The sequence below is a fragment of the Micromonospora yongxingensis genome (assembly GCF_052601155.1).
Genome location: NZ_JBQXEO010000019.1, coordinates 104,713 through 120,756, shown reverse-complemented (window position 1 = coordinate 120,756; position 16,044 = coordinate 104,713). Strand labels below are relative to the sequence as shown.

18 protein-coding genes are annotated in these 16,044 nt (G+C 73.0%); 13 read left to right on the top strand and 5 right to left on the bottom strand.

Annotation, left to right across the window (positions count from 1 at the left end):
- Position 1: 1 nt before the first annotated feature.
- Positions 2-1,297 carry an ABC transporter substrate-binding protein gene (locus ACTWLT_RS22270; RefSeq protein WP_445320057.1) on the bottom strand — a complete coding sequence of 432 codons (1,296 nt, stop codon included), beginning with the start codon at positions 1,295-1,297 and terminating at the stop codon, positions 2-4.
- Positions 1,298-1,456: 159 nt separating this feature from the next.
- Here ACTWLT_RS22270 and ACTWLT_RS22265 point away from each other — a divergent pair, with 159 nt between their 5' ends.
- From ACTWLT_RS22265 to ACTWLT_RS22230, 8 genes are all read left to right on the top strand, one after another.
- Complete coding sequence (locus ACTWLT_RS22265) at positions 1,457-2,203, top strand: SDR family NAD(P)-dependent oxidoreductase (protein WP_445320056.1); 747 nt, start codon at positions 1,457-1,459, stop codon at positions 2,201-2,203.
- A 37-nt stretch (positions 2,204-2,240) separates the two neighbouring features.
- The gene (locus ACTWLT_RS22260) at positions 2,241-2,963 is read left to right on the top strand and encodes a FadR/GntR family transcriptional regulator (protein WP_445320055.1); all 723 of its coding nucleotides are present in this window, start codon (positions 2,241-2,243) and stop codon (positions 2,961-2,963) included.
- Positions 2,960-4,105 (top strand): galactonate dehydratase, encoded by a 1,146-nt coding sequence (gene dgoD / locus ACTWLT_RS22255; RefSeq protein ID WP_445320054.1) that lies wholly within the window; start codon positions 2,960-2,962, stop codon positions 4,103-4,105. The genes ACTWLT_RS22260 and dgoD overlap by 4 nt, the downstream gene beginning before the upstream one ends.
- Before the next feature lie 5 nt (positions 4,106-4,110).
- On the top strand, positions 4,111-4,941 hold the full coding sequence (locus ACTWLT_RS22250; protein WP_445320053.1) for an aldose epimerase family protein: 831 nt from the start codon (positions 4,111-4,113) through the stop codon (positions 4,939-4,941).
- A gap of 11 nt (positions 4,942-4,952) precedes the next feature.
- Positions 4,953-5,573: a bifunctional 4-hydroxy-2-oxoglutarate aldolase/2-dehydro-3-deoxy-phosphogluconate aldolase gene (locus ACTWLT_RS22245; protein ID WP_445320052.1), complete on the top strand. Its 621-nt coding sequence runs from the start codon at positions 4,953-4,955 to the stop codon at positions 5,571-5,573.
- Positions 5,570-6,511, top strand: a complete 942-nt coding sequence (locus ACTWLT_RS22240; RefSeq protein ID WP_445320051.1) for a sugar kinase — start codon at positions 5,570-5,572, stop codon at positions 6,509-6,511. The genes ACTWLT_RS22245 and ACTWLT_RS22240 overlap by 4 nt, the downstream gene beginning before the upstream one ends.
- 41 nt (positions 6,512-6,552) lie before the next feature.
- Positions 6,553-7,437, top strand: a complete 885-nt coding sequence (locus ACTWLT_RS22235) for an SMP-30/gluconolactonase/LRE family protein (RefSeq protein ID WP_445320050.1) — start codon at positions 6,553-6,555, stop codon at positions 7,435-7,437.
- A gap of 191 nt (positions 7,438-7,628) precedes the next feature.
- Positions 7,629-8,078: an STAS domain-containing protein gene (locus ACTWLT_RS22230; RefSeq protein WP_445320049.1), complete on the top strand. Its 450-nt coding sequence runs from the start codon at positions 7,629-7,631 to the stop codon at positions 8,076-8,078.
- Here the strand turns inward: ACTWLT_RS22230 and ACTWLT_RS22225 are convergent.
- Positions 8,062-8,754: a GAF and ANTAR domain-containing protein gene (locus tag ACTWLT_RS22225; protein ID WP_445320048.1), complete on the bottom strand. Its 693-nt coding sequence runs from the start codon at positions 8,752-8,754 to the stop codon at positions 8,062-8,064. The genes ACTWLT_RS22230 and ACTWLT_RS22225 overlap by 17 nt on opposite strands.
- A gap of 242 nt (positions 8,755-8,996) precedes the next feature.
- Positions 8,997-9,392, bottom strand: coding sequence for an ATP-binding protein (locus ACTWLT_RS22220; RefSeq protein ID WP_445320047.1), 396 nt, complete (start codon positions 9,390-9,392; stop codon positions 8,997-8,999).
- 395 nt (positions 9,393-9,787) lie between these two features.
- On the opposite strand from ACTWLT_RS22220, the gene ACTWLT_RS22215 reads away from it, so the two are divergent.
- The 3 genes from ACTWLT_RS22215 to ACTWLT_RS22205 all read left to right on the top strand — a co-directional run bounded on the left by ACTWLT_RS22215 (position 9,788) and on the right by ACTWLT_RS22205 (position 12,312).
- Complete coding sequence (locus ACTWLT_RS22215; RefSeq protein ID WP_445320046.1) at positions 9,788-10,513, top strand: GAF and ANTAR domain-containing protein; 726 nt, start codon at positions 9,788-9,790, stop codon at positions 10,511-10,513.
- A 106-nt stretch (positions 10,514-10,619) separates the two neighbouring features.
- Positions 10,620-11,723, top strand: a complete 1,104-nt coding sequence (locus tag ACTWLT_RS22210; RefSeq protein ID WP_445320045.1) for an L-dopachrome tautomerase-related protein — start codon at positions 10,620-10,622, stop codon at positions 11,721-11,723.
- 70 nt (positions 11,724-11,793) lie between these two features.
- On the top strand, positions 11,794-12,312 hold the full coding sequence (locus tag ACTWLT_RS22205) for a DUF421 domain-containing protein (RefSeq protein WP_445320044.1): 519 nt from the start codon (positions 11,794-11,796) through the stop codon (positions 12,310-12,312).
- 21 nt (positions 12,313-12,333) lie between these two features.
- On the opposite strand, the gene ACTWLT_RS22200 is transcribed toward ACTWLT_RS22205, so the two are convergent.
- Positions 12,334-13,089 (bottom strand): dienelactone hydrolase family protein, encoded by a 756-nt coding sequence (locus tag ACTWLT_RS22200; protein ID WP_445320043.1) that lies wholly within the window; start codon positions 13,087-13,089, stop codon positions 12,334-12,336.
- 162 nt (positions 13,090-13,251) lie between these two features.
- Between ACTWLT_RS22200 and ACTWLT_RS22195 the strand changes: the two genes are divergently transcribed.
- Together ACTWLT_RS22195 and ACTWLT_RS22190 are read left to right on the top strand one after the other, a co-directional pair.
- Positions 13,252-13,662, top strand: a complete 411-nt coding sequence (locus ACTWLT_RS22195; protein ID WP_445320042.1) for a hypothetical protein — start codon at positions 13,252-13,254, stop codon at positions 13,660-13,662.
- Between the two features lie 67 nt (positions 13,663-13,729).
- On the top strand, positions 13,730-14,113 hold the full coding sequence (locus ACTWLT_RS22190) for an SAV_915 family protein (RefSeq protein ID WP_445320041.1): 384 nt from the start codon (positions 13,730-13,732) through the stop codon (positions 14,111-14,113).
- Here the strand turns inward: ACTWLT_RS22190 and ACTWLT_RS22185 are convergent.
- Positions 14,014-16,023 (bottom strand): FAD-dependent oxidoreductase, encoded by a 2,010-nt coding sequence (locus ACTWLT_RS22185; protein ID WP_445320040.1) that lies wholly within the window; start codon positions 16,021-16,023, stop codon positions 14,014-14,016. The genes ACTWLT_RS22190 and ACTWLT_RS22185 overlap by 100 nt on opposite strands.
- Positions 16,024-16,044 lie beyond the last annotated feature (21 nt).

Below are 16,044 nucleotides of genomic sequence, written 5' to 3'. Positions count from 1 at the left end.
GTCAGCCCTTGAAGACCTTCTCGGCGCCGGCCTGCCACTCCCGCAGGATCGCGTCGATCTGGTCCGGCTTGTCGATGAACTTGGTCAGCGCGGTGTCCGCGGTCGGCTGGAGCGCGTCGCTGGAGTCGCGGTTGAAGAACTGGGTCAGCTCCTTGGCCTCGTCCAGCATCGCCTTGCCCTTGACCACCAGCGGCGAGTCGGACGCCTTGGCCCTGGGGTTGGCCGGCAGCACGATGCCGGAGCTGGCCTTGACGTACGCCTCCTGGGCCTCGACCCCGGAGAGGTAGGTGAGCAGGGCCTTGGTCCCGGTCGGGTTGGCGGTCTTCGCGCTGGCGAAGAAGCCGTCGGTCGGGGCCTCCTCGGCCAGCGGCACCGCCGGGTCGATGATCGGGAAGCGGAAGAAGTCCAGGTCGCCGAGGGCGTCCTTCGGTGCCGCGTCGGCGAAGAAGGTGCCGATCAGGAACATGCCGGTCTTGCCGGCCAGCAGGGCGGTGGTCGCCTCCTGGAACGGGTACGCCTTGCCCTTGGGGTCGAAGTAGGGCAGGGCCTCGCGCCAGCGGGTGAAGACCGCCTTGACCCTGGCGTCGTCGAAGCGCTGCTTGCCGGCGAGCAGCTCCCGGTGGAACGGGGCGCCGTTGATCCGGATGTTGAGGTAGTCGAACCAGGCCGAGGCCACCCACGGGGTGTCGCCGAGACCGATGCCGATCGGCGGGACGCCCTTGCTCTTCAGCGTCTGGCACAGGGCCAGGAACTCGGTCCAGGTCTTCGGCTCCTGCACGCCCCACTTGGCGAAGTTGGACTTGCGGTAGAAGAAGCCCCACCAGTAGTTGTTCATCGGCACGAAGATCTGCTTGCCGCTGGCGTCGGTGGAGAGGGTGCGCAGCGACTGGGGGTAGTCGCCCAGCGACTTCCAGACGTCGGAGACGTCGAGCAGCAGGTTGCGGCTGGCGTAGTCGTTGGCGACCGAGCCTGCGTACCAGGTGTAGAGGTCCGGGGGGTTGGCCGAGGTCAGGTAGGTCGGGAGCTGGGTGCGGAAGGTCTCCGAGGCGATCGTGTTGAGGCTCGCGGTGCCCTTGCCCTGCGCGTTGAAGTTCGCGATCAGCTTCTCCATCGCTGCCTTGGCCTGCGGCGAGGAGAGATTGGACTGAATGGTGACCGCGCCGGAGCCGTTGCCCGTCGTCGGCCCGCTGGCGGAGCTGGCGCACGCGCTGAGGAACGAGCTGGCGCCGAGCGCGCCCAGGCCGGCGAGCCCGAGGTGGCCAAGGAATCGCCGGCGACCGGGGTCGAAGTCGCTCACGGAGGTGTCCTTCCTCTACGACACGTAGCGTCACGACGCGATGTGTCGGCCAGGTGAATGTGTGTGACGAGAAGGTTGCATCGGCCCTCGCCGGCTGTCAAGATATCTTCGTAATTAATGATTAGATGAGATCAGGGGCGAGGTCAGGTGGATCAGCCTATGCGCCGGCTTGAAGGCAGGAACGCGCTGGTCACTGGCGCAATGGGTGGCATCGGTGCGGCCACCGCCCGGCGGCTCGCCGCCGAGGGAGCGGCGGTCGCGCTGCTCGACGTCTGCGACCCGACCCCGCTGGCCGAGGAGCTGACCGCCCAGGGCGCGCGAGCACTGTCCGTAGTGGGCGATGTCAGCGACGAGGCCGACTGGGCGGCCGCCGTGTCGGCGGTACGGGGCAACCTCGGCCCGGTGGACATCCTGGTCAGCAACGCGTACGCCGTCCAGGTCGCACCCGCCCACGAGACCAGCAGGCAGTCCTGGGACCACCAGATCGCGGTCAGCCTCACCGGCTCCTTCCTCGGCGTCCGCGCCTGTCTCGACGACCTGCGGGCGCGCGCGGGCGCGGTCGTGCTGGTCTCCTCGGTGCACGCCCTCGTCGGGCTGCCCGGCCGGCCCGCGTACGCCGCGGCCAAGGGCGGCCTGGTCGCACTCGGCCGCCAACTCGCCGTGGAGTACGGCCCCCAGGTGCGCGTCAACACCGTGCTGCCCGGGCCGATCCTCACCGGCGCCTGGGCCGACGTGTCCGAAGAGGACCGCCAGCGCAGCGTCGCGGAGACCGTGGCGAAGCGGTTCGGCACGCCGGACGAGGTGGCCGCGACCGTCGCCTTCCTCGCCTCACCGGACGCCGCCTACGTCACCGGCGCGAGCCTGGTGGTGGACGGTGGCTGGACCGCGGTGAAAGCCTCGGCCTGAGAGATCGATACCGACCAGCGAGAAGGCCAGGAGAGCATTGGCACAGTACGCACGCCGAGGCGTCCACGGGCAGACCGTCGAAGCCATCGCCCGACGCATCCTCACCGGTGAGATCGCCGCCGGGGCGACCCTCAACATCGCCGCGTTGCAGGAGGAGTTCGACGTCAGCCTGACGGCGCTGCGCGAGGCGCTCAAGGTGCTCTCCGCCAAGGGCATCGTCGACGCCCGGCAGAAGCGCGGCACATTCGTCCGGCCCCGGGCGGACTGGAACCTGCTCGACGGCGACGTGATCCGCTGGCAGTTCGCAGAGGGCCCCGACGAGCGCCTGCTGGAGAAGTTGCACGAGGTCCGCGCCATCATCGAGCCGGCCGCCGCGCGGCTGGCCGCCAGCCGGGCCACCGACGACGACGTGGCCGCCCTCGACCGGGCGCTGGCCGAGATGGCCGAGGCCAACGGCGATCCCGCCGCCGCCGTCGCCGCCGACCTCTCCTTCCACCGCGCGCTGCTCGCCGCCACCCACAACGAGCTGCTGGAGCGGATGGAGGTGGTGATGGAGGTGGTGATGGAGACCGGGCTCGCCGAGCGGGACCGGCTGGTGCACGGCGGCGCCGCGCACGACGACCCGGTGCCCAGCCACCGCGCGGTGGTCGACGCGCTGCGCGCCCGGGACGAGACGGCGGCCGAGACCGCCATGCGTGAGTTGCTGGACAAGGCCGTCCGGGACGTGGAAAAGGCACGGGGACAGAGGGGCAGTCGGTGAAGATCGAGCGGATCGAGACCTTCCTGGTCGCGCCACGGTGGTTGTTCTGCCGGGTGGAGACCGACGACGGGCTGGTCGGGTGGGGTGAACCGGTGGTCGAGGGGCGCGCCGAGGTGGTGCGCAGCGCCGTCGAGGTGCTCTCCGAATATCTGATCGGTGAGGATCCGCTCCGGATCGAGCAGCACTGGCAGATCCTCACCAAGGGCGGCTTCTACCGTGGCGGCCCGATCCTCTCCAGCGCGGTCGCCGGCCTCGACCAGGCACTCTGGGACATCGCCGGGCAGGCGTACGGGGCACCGGTGCACGCCCTGCTCGGCGGTGCCGTCCGCGACCGGGTGCGGGTCTACTCCTGGATCGGCGGCGACGAGCCCGACGAGGTCGCCGACAGCGCCGCCGCGCAGGTCGCCGCCGGTCTCACCGGGGTCAAGATGAACGCCTGCGGACGGCTCTCCGCCATCCCCACCCCCGCCGAGGTGGACGCGGTGATCGGCCGGGTCGCCGCGGCCCGGGAGGTGCTCGGCGCCGACCGGGACATCGCGCTGGACTTCCACGGCCGCGCCGGGCTGGCCGCGGTACGCCGGATCCTGCCCGAACTGGCCCCCCTGCGTCCGTTCTTCGTGGAGGAACCGGTCCTGCCCGACCAGGCCCACCACCTGCGCGACATCGTCGCCGCGACGCCGATCCCGGTGGCCACCGGCGAACGGCTCTACGGCCGCACCGAGTTCCTCGCTCCGTTGCAGGCCGGCGTCGCCGTCGTCCAGCCGGACCTGTCGCACGCCGGGGGGATCTCCGAGGTCCGTCGGATCGCCGCGCTGGCCGAGACGTACGGCGCGCTGCTCGCCCCGCACTGCCCCCTCGGCCCGATCTCCCTGGCGGCCAGCCTCCAGGTGGCCTTCGCGACGCCGAACTTCCTGATCCAGGAGCAGAGCATCGGCATCCACTACCACTCCGGCTCCGAGCTGCTGGACTACGTCGTCGACCCGGAGCCCTTCCGGTTCGTGGACGGGCACATCGCCCGGCCCGACCGGCCCGGTCTGGGCATCACCGTGGACGAGGCGGCGGTCCGTCAGGCCGCCCGTACCCCGCACGCCTGGCGCAACCCGGTCTGGCAGCACCGCGACGGGTCGTTCGCCGAATGGTGACCGGGGTGGCCGTGCCCGTGCCGCTGCGGGCGGCGTACGACGCGGCGCACGGCGGCCGGTGGACCAGCCTGCGTGGCGGCGGCCGGGAATGGCTCTGGCACGGCCCGGAGCCCGGCCGACACGAGGTACGCCCCGACGACGCGTTCGTCGACGCCGGCGGGCTGGAGGAGTGCCTGCCCACGGTGCGTGGCCGCCCCGACCACGGCGAGGTGTGGTCCCGGCCGTGGCGGGTGGCCGGGCCGGACACCCTGGTCGTCGAGCGCCCGACGTTCACCCTGACCCGCCGGATCACCGACCGGGAGGGCGTGGTGGTGGCCGACTACCGGCTGGCCGCCGACCCCGGTCACCGGTTCGTCTGGGCAGCACACGCCCTGCTCGACCTCTCCCCCGCGGCTCGCCTCGACGCGCCCGCCGGCACCCCGACCCGCCTGCACCCGGAGGCTGCCGCGCTGCTGCCCCCGGGCGCGTGGCCCACCGGCAGTCCGTGGCTGACCGGGTCATGGCCGGCACCGGCCGGCTTGCGGCTCGACACCCTCGGCCCGGACGACGGCACGGCGCTCGGCGCGGTGCTGCTCGACTGCCCCCGGGTCCAGGTGACCGACGGCGCCGACCGGCTGACGCTGGAGCTGGAGTGCGCCGACCAACCCCGCAGCACCGCCCTCTGGCGCAACCTCAACGGCTGGCCCGCCGCCGCCCCCTACCGCAGCATCGGAGTCGAACCGATGCTCGGCGCCGCCTTCGACCTGACCGACGCCGGCCCGGCCGACGCGGCGGTCGTCCCGCCCGCCGGTGAGGTCGCCTGGCGACTCACCGTCTCCGCCCACCGACTCCACTGAGGACGCTTTCGATGAACCTGCTCGACGAGCTGCGCACGCACCGGCTGCTGGCCATCGTGCGCGGCCCCGACCCGGCCGCCGCGCTGGCCGCCGTACTCACCCTGGCCGAGAGCGGCGTCGCGCTCGTCGAGGTCTCGCTGACCAGCGCTGACGCGCTCGGCACCATCCGGCGGGCCCGGGCCGCCCTCGGGCCCGGCTTCGGCCTGGGCGCGGGCACCGTGCTCAGCGCCGAGGACGCCCGGGCGGCGGCCGACGCCGGCGCCGGCTTCCTGGTCACCCCGGCACTGGCACCGAGCCTCGCCGAGGCCGGCCGGCTCGGGCTGCCGGTGCTCGCCGGCGCGCTCACCCCCACCGAGGTGGTGCAGGCCACCGACGGCGGGGCCACCGCGGTCAAGCTCTTCCCGGCCTCCCTCGGCGGACCCGACTATCTCGGCGCGTTGCGCGACCCGTTCCCCGGCACCGCGTTCGTGCCGGTCGGCGGTGTCGACGCGGACGGCGCGCGGCGCTACCTCGACCGGGGAGCGGTCGCGGTCGGCGTCGGCTCCCCGCTGCTCGGCGACGCCGTCCGCGGCGGCGACCCGGCGGAGCTGCGGGAGCGCGCCGCCGCCTTCCTCTCGGCGGTCCGGCCGTGACCGACCTGCTCACCCTCGGCGAGACGATGGCGGCATTCCGCACCACCGGCCCGCTGCGGCTGGGCGGCACCGCCGGTATCTCCGTCGCCGGGTCCGAGTCGACGGTGGCGATCGGGCTGGCCCGGCTCGGCCACCGGGCCGCCTGGGTCGGGGTCACCGGCGCCGACGAGCCCGGTGAGCTGGTCCGCCGTACGCTGCGCGCCGAAGGCGTCGACCTGACCTGGTCCCGGGTCGACCCGGCGGCCCCCACCGGGCTGATCCTCTTCGAAGCCCGGGTCGCCGACATCAACCGGGTCACCTACCACCGCACCGGGTCGGCCGGCTCCCGACTGCGTCCGGCCGACGTTCTCGCCGCGTTCGACGCGCCCGGGCCACCGCCCCGGCTGCTGCACGTCACCGGCATCACCTGCGCGCTGGGCGCCGAGCCGTACCAGGCCGTGGTGGCGGCGGTCCGCCTCGCCCGCGAGGCCGGCAGCACCGTCTGCCTGGACGTCAACCACCGCAACCGGCTCTGGACCATCGCCGCGGCGGCCGACGCGCTGCGGCCGCTGCTGCCCTCGATCGACCTGGTGGTCGCCTCCGACGACGAACTGGCCGTGCTGACCGACGCGGCCGACCCGGCCGCGGCGCTTCTAGCCGCCGGGGTGGGCGAGGTCGTGGTGAAGCACGGCGCCGGTGGAGCGACCAGTCACAGCGCTCTCGGCACGGTGCACCGCCCGGCCCGGACGGTGCCGGTGGTGGACACGGTCGGCGCCGGCGACGCCTTCGTGGCCGGGCTGCTCTCCGGCTGGCTGGACGGGGCCGACGCCGCGGCCCGGCTGGACCGGGCGGTCACCACCGGCGCGTTCGCGGTGGCGACCCGGGGCGACTGGGAGGGCCTGCCCGACCGGGCGGAGCTGGCGCTGCTCGACCACGGGCCCGGCGGGACCGTGCGCTGACCACTGGGGGCGACCGCCACGCCGATCGTTGGAGGAGCGAGATGGAGCTGACCGAACCGACCGTGTGGAGCGCGGACCGGTTGGAGCTGGGCGAAGGGCTGCGGTGGGTGGCCGACCGGCTCGTCCTGGTCGACCTGCTGGCCGGGCGACTGCTGGAGACCGACGGCGACCGGCCGGGCCCGCTGCGGGAGCTGCGCCGGCTGGCCGTACCGCTGGGCGCGGTCGCCCCGGTTACCGACAGTCCGGGCGACTGGTTGGCCGCCGCCGGGACCGGCGTCGCCCTGCTGCCCGCGACCGGTGATCCCCGGCCGGTCGTCGATCTCGTCGGCGACGCTTCCGAGCCGACCCGGATGAACGACGCGGTCGCCGATCCACACGGTCGGTTCTGGGCCGGCAGCATGACGTACGCCGGGGTGCCCGGCGGGGGCACGCTGTACCGGCTGGCTCCGGGCGCGGCGCCGGCGCCGGCGGTGACCGGGCTGACCGTGCCGAACGGCCCGGCGTTCGACGCCGCCGGCACCACCATGTACCTGGCCGACTCGCCGCGCGGCGAGGTCGACCGTTTCACCGTCGACCCACGTACCGGTGACCTGCACGGGCGGGAGCCGTTCCTGCGGCTGGCCGCCGGAGAGGGCGGCCCGGACGGGATGACGGTCGACGCGGCGGGCCACCTCTGGGTCGCGCTGTGGGGCGGTTCGGCGGTGCGCCGCTACCGGCCGGACGGCACGCTGGACCGGGAGATTCGCCTGCCGGCGACCCAGCCGGCCGGCATCTGCCTGGGCGGCCCCGACCTGCGCCGGCTCTTCGTCGGCACCGCCCGGCACGGGCTGACGCCGGCAGGACCGGCGGACGGCGCCCTGCTCGCCGTGGACGTCCCGGTCCCCGGTCTGCCCACCGCGTCAGCCGCCGCCGACCCCGCGACCTGACGAGCGGTGCGGCCCCGTCGGGCCCGGCACCCACCGTGGTCCCATCGACGGGACGAAACCCGCGCGAATGGTGCGGCGACCGAAGCAGCGGAGTACGGTCGGGACGGGTCAAGACATGCGCCCTCCGCCGGCCGTCCCGCCACAGCCTCGCTGAGGTCGGGAAAGCCGTCCGTCGTCATGCGGGAGGCGCGATGTCACCCCACCAGCTTCCGTGCGGATCTCCCCACCAGGGGACAGGGCCGGAGGCGACCTCGTCCATCATGTCGCTGACCTGCGCCAGACAAGGTCCGACCACCCAGATCCGCGTCGCCGGCGAAATCGACATGAGCAACGCCCACCTGCTCGTCGAGTTGGTCGGCCGCCTGCCGGGCAGGCCGCCGCCCCGGATCGCACTGGACCTCTCGGAGGTCACCTACTTCGGCGCCCACGGGATCACCGCGCTGCTCCGTGCCCGTCACCTGGCGCTGCACCGGGGCGGTCAGTTCACCCTGCGGGACCTGTCGCCGACCGTGCGTCACATCCTGGCCCTGGCCGGAGTGCGGCAGGAGCTCGGTGTCGCCGACCCGCCCGCCGCACGCGACGGGCGGCGGGCACGCGAGGCCGGAGTCGTCGCAGGGTCGGCTCTCAGCTACCCGGGCTGACCCGCCGGACGAGCGATGCCGCCACGTCCCGTAGCTTCGAATTGGTCTCCTGCGACGTCTTCGCGAGCATCGCGAACGCCTCGTCGGCGCTGCATCGCCGCTGGCCCATGATGATCCCCTTGGCCTGCTCGATGACGGCCCTGCTCGACATCGCCGCCTGCATCTGTCGAGCCAGCGCGGCGGTGCTGTCGTACAGGTGGGCGTTGGCCAGCGCGACGGCCGCGTAGCCGGCGAACGTCCCCGCGAGGCTGACGGCCTCGTCGTCGAACGCGTGCGGGCGTTCGGCGTAGAGATTGAGGGCGCCGACCACCGCCTGCTGGATCGGCAGGCCCACGGAGAGCGAGCTGCCCACCCCGGCGGCCCGGGCGCGGTCGGCCCACACCGGCCAGCGCTCCTCGACGGTCACGTCGGGCACCCGCAGGTTGCCTCCACTGGTGGCAGCGTCGAGGCAGGGACCCCGATCCTGTGCGTACTGCCACTCGTCGAGTTCGCGGGCCAGCTCCCCGGTGAAGGCGGCGGTCTGCGCCCCGTCGACACGCACCAGGGTGACCGACACCTCCAGGGCGTCCGGCACGGTCTGCTTCGCAAGGTCGGCCACCCGCTGGAGCACGTCGGCCAGGTCGACCTCGCCGAGACGGATCCGGCCCAGTTCGGCGAACGCGTCAGCGGGGTCCATCGGCGGATGCGCCACGGCGTCGAGGTCCTTTGCGGAGCGGCGTTCCCGACCATGCCGGGGCACACGCGCGTTGGCAGCCCACGGTCGCGGACCGCTGCACGGGCCACCACCGGCGGCACCGGGACCGGCGCCCCACTCCGGCGTCGGCTCGCCACGCCCCGCGCGGGTGTGGGCTACAGGGGCCCCACCCTACGCTCCGGATCGAGATCGGCGTCGGCCGTGCGGCACGAGGTGCGGCCGGCTCAGGGCGCCTCGGGGAGGAGCTGGTCGGCGATCGAGATCTCACACCAGACGACCTTGCCGGGTGGGCGACCGAACCATCCCCACTTCGCGGCCAACGTGTCGATCAGCCACAGGCCCCGTCCGCCCAGTTCCCGGGCTTGCGGGCGCCGCAGCACGGGCGGCACCAGGCTGGAGTCGGTGACCTCCAGCCGGACCCGGTCCGGGTGCAGGCTGAGTTCGAGGCACACCGGCGGCGGGCCGTGTCGCACCGCGTTGGCGATGATCTCACTGACCAGCAGCACCAAGGTGTCCGCAGCCTGGATCGGCACCCGCCACCGCCACAGCTGCTCCTCGGCGAACTGCCGGCCCTCGGCGCAGGCGGTACCGGCGTTGGGTAGATCGTTCAGGACTGCCACACGACCACCCGACGGTGGCCGGGACATCGGCTGCGAAGGATCTGGCGACAACGTCGGTCCAGAGGCGGGACACCGCGGTGAGCGGCTAGCCTCGGGGGCGCCCACCGGCCTGCCGCCGAACGGCGGCACACCCGGCAAGTGTGGCACGCGGGGCGAACGGCCGCCGGAGACCGGCAGGCGGCCCGCCCTGTCATCCCGCGCACCGGTCGGGTCGTAGAGTATTGCTCCTGTAGCTGACGCCCCGATCGGGGCGTCTGGAGCGAGCGTCAAGCAGCGGCGCCGGTTCCCGATCCCCCGGATCGGCACAGCGGTCCGCGAACGCAGGCCGCCCCGCCCCGCGCTGTCCAGCTCCACCGGAGGTCGACCGCGCCGGTTCCGCAAGGATGTCAGACCGCATGCCGCAGACACCCCTGGACCTCACCGAAGCCCTGATCAGGCTCGGTGGGATCAAGCTCGACGAAGCTGATCTGGACACCGTGCTCACCAACGTCGTCGAGGTCGCCAAGCAGACCGTCCCCGGTGCCGAGCAGGTGTCGGTGACCCTGGTCCAAGGCAGCGAGGCCTACACCGCCGCGTACACCGGCGAGCTGGCGCTCGCCCTGGACACCTGGCAGTACGAGCAGGGACGCGGTCCCTGCCTCGACGCGGCCACCACCGGTACGGCCATGCTGGCGCCGGACCTGACGGTCGAGGGGCGCTGGCCGGAGTGGGCCAGCCGGGCCAGCGGAGCCGGGGTGGCCAGCTCGCTTTCGATCGGGCTGCCGATCCAGGACGCCGTGGTCGGGGCGTTGAACTTCTACGGCACCGACCGGTCGGCGTTCGATGAGGTGGTCGGCCTCGCGCAGGCACTGGCCGGGTACGCCGCCGTCGCGCTGGCCAACGCCCACCTCTACGAGAGCACCGCCACCCTCGCCCAGCAGATGCAGGCGGCGCTGCGCAGCCGGGCGGTGATCGAGCAGGCCAAGGGCATCATCATGGGCCAGCAGCGGTGCACCGCCGACGAGGCGTTCGCCATCCTGGCCCGGGTCTCCCAGGATTCCAACCGCAAGCTCCGCGAGGTCGCCGAGTCGCTCGTCGAGCGGGCCGCGTACGGCCCCGGGGTCGGGCGCCCGCACACCTGACAGGCGTACCGGGCGTCCGGGTGGGAATAGCGACACCGACGGTCACCCGCGACAGGCGCGGGGCAGACCGAGCGGCGGGAGGCGAGACGATGCGGGTGCGGGCGTCATGAACGGGCCGGTCGGCGACGAGCCGCTCGGCGAGCTGGAGCTGGTGCACACCTTCACCGGCCCGATGCCGACCGGGGTGAGCGTCTCGCACCGGGGCCGGATCTTCGTCAATTTCCCCAAGTGGGGCGACGAGGTGCCGGCGACCGTCGTCGAGCTGCGCGACGGCCGGGAAGTGCCCTACCCGGACCAGGCGTGGAACGACCCGTCGGGCGACGACGACGCCGGAGCGTTCGTCTCGGTGCAGAGCATCGTGGTGGACCCGGCCGACCGGCTGTGGGTGCTGGACACCGGGAGCCCCATGTTCCAGCCGACGAAGCCGGGCGGGCCGAAACTGGTCCGGGTCGACCTGGACACCGACACGGTCGCCCAGGTGATCACCTTTCCGGCGGACGTGGCGCTGCCGACGACGTACCTCAACGACGTCCGCTTCGACCTCCGGCGAGGCGAGGCGGGTGTCGCGTACATCACCGACTCGGCGGACTCGGGGCCGAACGGGATCATCGTGGTGGACCTGGCCAGTGGGGCGTCCTGGCGGCGGCTGCACGACCACCCGTCCACGAAGGCGGAGCCGCTGACGACGTTCCGCCCGGTGGTCGAGGGCCGACCGTTCCTGGAGCGGCCGGCGGACGGGCCGCCGAAGCCGGTGTCGATGGGCTCCGACGGCATCGCCATCTCCGCCGACGGCACCCGGCTGCACTACTGCCCGCTGGCGTCCCGCCGCTGGTACAGCGTCTCCACCGAGGCGCTGGCCGACCCGGCGGTCACCCAGGAGGCGGTCGCGGCGACCGTCGTCGACGAGGGGGACAAGGGCACCGCGTCGGACGGGCTGGAGTCCGACGACGCCGGGCGGCTCTACCTCACCGCCTACGAGCACAACGCGGTGCTGCGTCGGCGGCCGGACGGCGAGTACGAGACGGTGGTCCACGACCCGCGGCTGCTCTGGCCGGACACCATGTCGGTGGCGACCGACGGGTACCTCTACGTGACCGCCAACCAGCTGCACCGGCAGTCGCAGTACCAGCGGGGTCAGGACCTGCGGCGCAAGCCGTACGCGCTGTTCCGCACCCGGATCGACGCCGGGCCGGTGCTGCTGCGCCGCTGACCCGCACCCGAGTGCCGACCGTGGCGCGGATCGGCAGGCATGGTGGGGCGACCGGCGGGTAGCCCCACAGGTGGCCGACTGGGAGAAGCTGTTCGTCCCGGACACCCCGCTGTTGGAGATCGTGGTCCGGGGAAGCGTCATGTACCTGGCGCTCTTCGCGCTGTTGCGGGTCATCCTCAAGCGGGAGAGCGGCACCACCGGCGTCACCGACCTGCTGGTGATCGTGCTGCTCGCGGACGCCGCCCAGAACGGCATGTCGGGCGGGTACACCACGATCACCGACGGGGTGCTGCTGGTCGCGGTCATCATCGGCTGGTCGTACGTGCTGAACGCCGTCGCCTACCGCTGGTCGGTCGCCGCCCGGCTGATCCGGCCCGGGTCGCTGGTGCTGGTGCGCGACGGGCGGATCCTGCGGCGCAACATGCGTCGCGAGCTGATCACCGACGAGGAACTGCACACCCAGCTCAGGGAGCAGGGCATCAGCAGTCTCGAGGACGTCCACGAAGTGCGGATGGAGTCCGACGGTCGGTTCAGTGTCACCACCCGCACGCCCGGCCGGTCCCGCAACGGCGGCAGCTCGCCGGGCTGACGACCGGCCCGACGGGTTTCCTCAGCTCGCCGGCAGGGTCCGGTCCAGCAGGTCGAACAGGGCGGCCCAGTGTCGTTCGGTGGCCCGCTCGTCGTAGACGGCCGAGTCGGCCATGGTGAAGCCGTGGTGCGCGCCCGCGTACACCTCGGAGCGGTAGCGCACACCGGCCGCGTCGAGCGCCTTCTCCAGCGTCGCGATCTGCTCGGGCGTCATCGACTGGTCCTCGTCGGCGTGCCCGACGTACACCTCGCCGGTGATCGAGCCGACGCCCAGGTGCGGGCTGTCCGGAGCGTCGGTGACGATCCGCCCGCCGTGGAAGCTGGCCACCGCGGCGATCCGGTCCGGGTGCGCCTCGATGGCCCGCAGCGCGTTCGTACCGCCCATGCAGTAGCCGGTGATCACGACCGGACCCGGCCGGACGTCGTCACGGGCCGCCAGGAAGTCGAGGTACGCGGCGGTGTCCCGGCTGACCACGTCGGCCGTCAGCGAGGCGACCAGCGGCATGATCTTCTGGAGGATCGCGCCGCGCTGGTCGGCCTCGCCGAGTCGGGACAGGTCGAACAGGGGTGCCCGGCCGGCCCGGTAGAACAGGTGGGGCGTGAGCACGAGGTAGCCCCGGGCGGCGATCCGCTCGGCCATCTCCACGAGGCGGGGACGCGGGCCGAAGGCGTCCTGGAAGAGCAGCACCGCCGGGAACGGGCCGTCCCCGTCGGGCCGGGTGAGGGAGGCGTCCGCCACTCCGTCACTGGTCGGGATGTCCACCGTCGTCGTCTGCACCGGAGCCTCCTCGTACGCCGATCTTGGTCCGTCCGGAACGTTACCCGCCGTGTCGGCGCGCAGGCCGGCGCCGCGTGAACGCGGCGTCAAGAATTGGTGGTGGCCCGTCGAAACGGCGTATCAACGGGTGCACCGCCGTCGTCAGGTGATGACGATGGGCCCATGAGTCCTTGGCGGATGACACGCTGGGAACGCGGAAACCTGCCGCCCGGCACCGATACAGACAGCGACCCCGGCGAGCCCGCGACGGGGGCCGACGAGCCGGAGCGGCGACACGAGGCGCTGGTCAGCGTCCGGCTCGGCCCGTCCGCGCCGGGCAGTCACCTGGTGGAGTACCTGCGGCACGAGCCGTGCGCCGTCGCCGCGTGGTGGATCGCCGCCGAAGTCGACGCCGTGGTGCGGCTCTCCGCCGACAGCATGACCGTGCTGCACCGCGCCGTGGCCGACCTACGCCTGCGCGCCGGAGTGGAGGTGGCCGTGGCCAACTACGTCCTCCGGGCGCTCGACCTGACCTCGCCGGCGGACCCGCGTACCGCGAAGGACGCCCCGGCGTGGGTGGTGTCCGTCGCATGAGCCGCACAGCGGGTGCCCCACAGCAGACAAATGTCGCCTCCGCGGCAGGAATGAAGAGGACGAACCCATGGACGAGGCCCCGAGAATCTATGCCGTTCCGGTGCGCGATCTGCCGGGACGGCTGGTGCGGACGGTGCGGACCGGCCGTTCGCCGCAGGGGTTGCGGCTGGGCATCGCCTTCACGCGACCCGAGCTGCTGGTCGCCGCCATGGGTGCCGAGCAGCCCTGGGAGGAGCTCTGCGAGTCGGCACTGCGCGGCATGCTGCGCCCGCTCGGCATCGACGTGATCCAGGTCGACCCGCTGCTGGTGGCGCCGCCACTCGCGCGGGTCGACCCGGCACCCGCCCTCGGTCAGGCACGGACGAAGCGCACCGCGTCCGCGACCACGTGGCCGTCGGTGTCCTCGGTACGGATCAGCACGCTTCCGTCGCTGCCCGCCGTGAAGGGGTAGGTGCCCAGCGGCACCCACTGGCCCCCGGACTGTCGCTGGTTGACCGTCCGAGTGATCAACCCCCCGGAGTACGCGATGTCCACCGGCACGTTCGTCGCGCGGTTCGGATCGGCGGTCCAGCGCAACTGCACGGTCCACGACCCGGCGGCGGGCAGTGTCGGGCGGAACCGCAGCCGGTTGACGCCCTTGGCGACGTTGCCGTCGTGCTCGTAGTCGGAGCCGTAGTAGCCGCCGATGCTGGTGCTACGCAACCACGTCCCGGCCCGGGTGATCCCGCTGGCCGCCGCGTTGTCCAGGATCACCTCGCCGGCGGGCGCCCAGTCCAGCACCGCGCCGTCCTGGCGCAGCCGACCCTGCAGGGCGGGTACGGACACCGCCTGCACGGCGACGTTCCCGGTCAGCGCCAGCGACGCGGCGGTGGCGGCGGCCTGCCCGAGGATCATGAACACCGGTTCCATCCGGATCGAGCCGTACGCGATGTGGCTCGCCGAGAGACAGACCGGCACCAGCAGGTTCGCGCACTGGGCCTGGTGCGGCACGATCGCGCGATAGCTCACCGGGTACGGCGCGGGCACCCCGATCTGCACGTCCCCCTCGTTGCGCACCCGGCCGTCGACCACCACCCGCTGGCAGTTGTGCGAGTCCATCGTGTAGCTGGCCAGCCCCACCGAGTCGGCGGCGCGTACCCGGCCGCGGCAGTCGTGCTCGGTCATCACGTACGCGGAGACCATCCGGCGCGCCTCACGGATGTAGAGCATCGGCGGCCATCCACCGGTGGTGGTGAACTCGTCGACCGGCAGCCCCCACCGGGCGGTCGACTCGCGTACCGACGTCGGCAGGCGGGGGTCGTTGGCCAGGAACCACATCAGCCCCTGCTGGTAGGTGCGGTGCTCGGCGATGATGCCCTCCCGCGCCGCCCAGCTCGCCGTCGGGTACGAGTGGTTGGACCCGATGTGGTCGGTGGAGACCGCCCCGTTGTTGTTGGAGTCGGTCTTGCCGCCGCCGATGGAGTGGGTGGTGAAGTACGGCCCGGTGTAGCCGGCCTGGATGTGCCGCAGCAGCAGCTCGTACCGGATCGGGTCGTAGCCGGTCGGCCTGGCGAACGGGATACGGTTGGACGCCTGGGTCAGGCACATCCGGAAGCAGTACGCCTGGATCCGGTCGTCACCGCTGCCCTGCGGGGCGAGCGGCGTGGCGGAGATCCCCGGCAGCAGACCGCTGGCGGGCGAACCGGCCGTCACGTACGGGTCGACCGGGTAGGCGAACTGGTGGGTGTTGCGGGACTGCACCCCGTTGATCGTCTCGCCGTAGGTGTCGTTGGACTCCCGTCCGACGGTGAACCCCACCCCGGCCATGGCCAGCAGGTCACCCTCGTAGGTGGCGTCGACGAACACGCCACCGCGGTAGATCGACCCGTCCTCGGTGCGCAGCTCGGTGATGCGGTTGCCGCTGCGGCCGAGGCCGGACAGCCGGGCGTTGACGACCACCGGGACGCCCGCCTCGGCCAGCAGGTCGGCGAAGACGTCGGCGGCGACGTGCGGTTCGAACGTCATCCGCAGCGGCGAGGTCGGCGTGAGGATTCCGCCGTGGTACTTGACGTACACCCGGCGGTAGAACTCGGCGGCCAGGCCGCCGATGGACGCCTGGACTCCGGTGTCGGTGGCGCCCAGCCCGGCGGTGCTCAACCCGCCGACGTGGTTGGTGGGCTCGACCACCACGGCGGTGCGGCCGAGACGGCGCATGGTGATCGCGGCGGCCAACCCGCCGGAGGTGGCGCCGTAGACGACCAGGTCGGCGGTGGTGACGGCGGCGAGGGCGGGGCCGGCACGGAACGGGTCGGCGAGACCGGCCAGGACGAGGCCGGCACCGCCGGCGGTCAGCAGGCGGCGGCGGGACAGGGGCAGGGACACGGCGGGCTCCCGAGGGGTAAC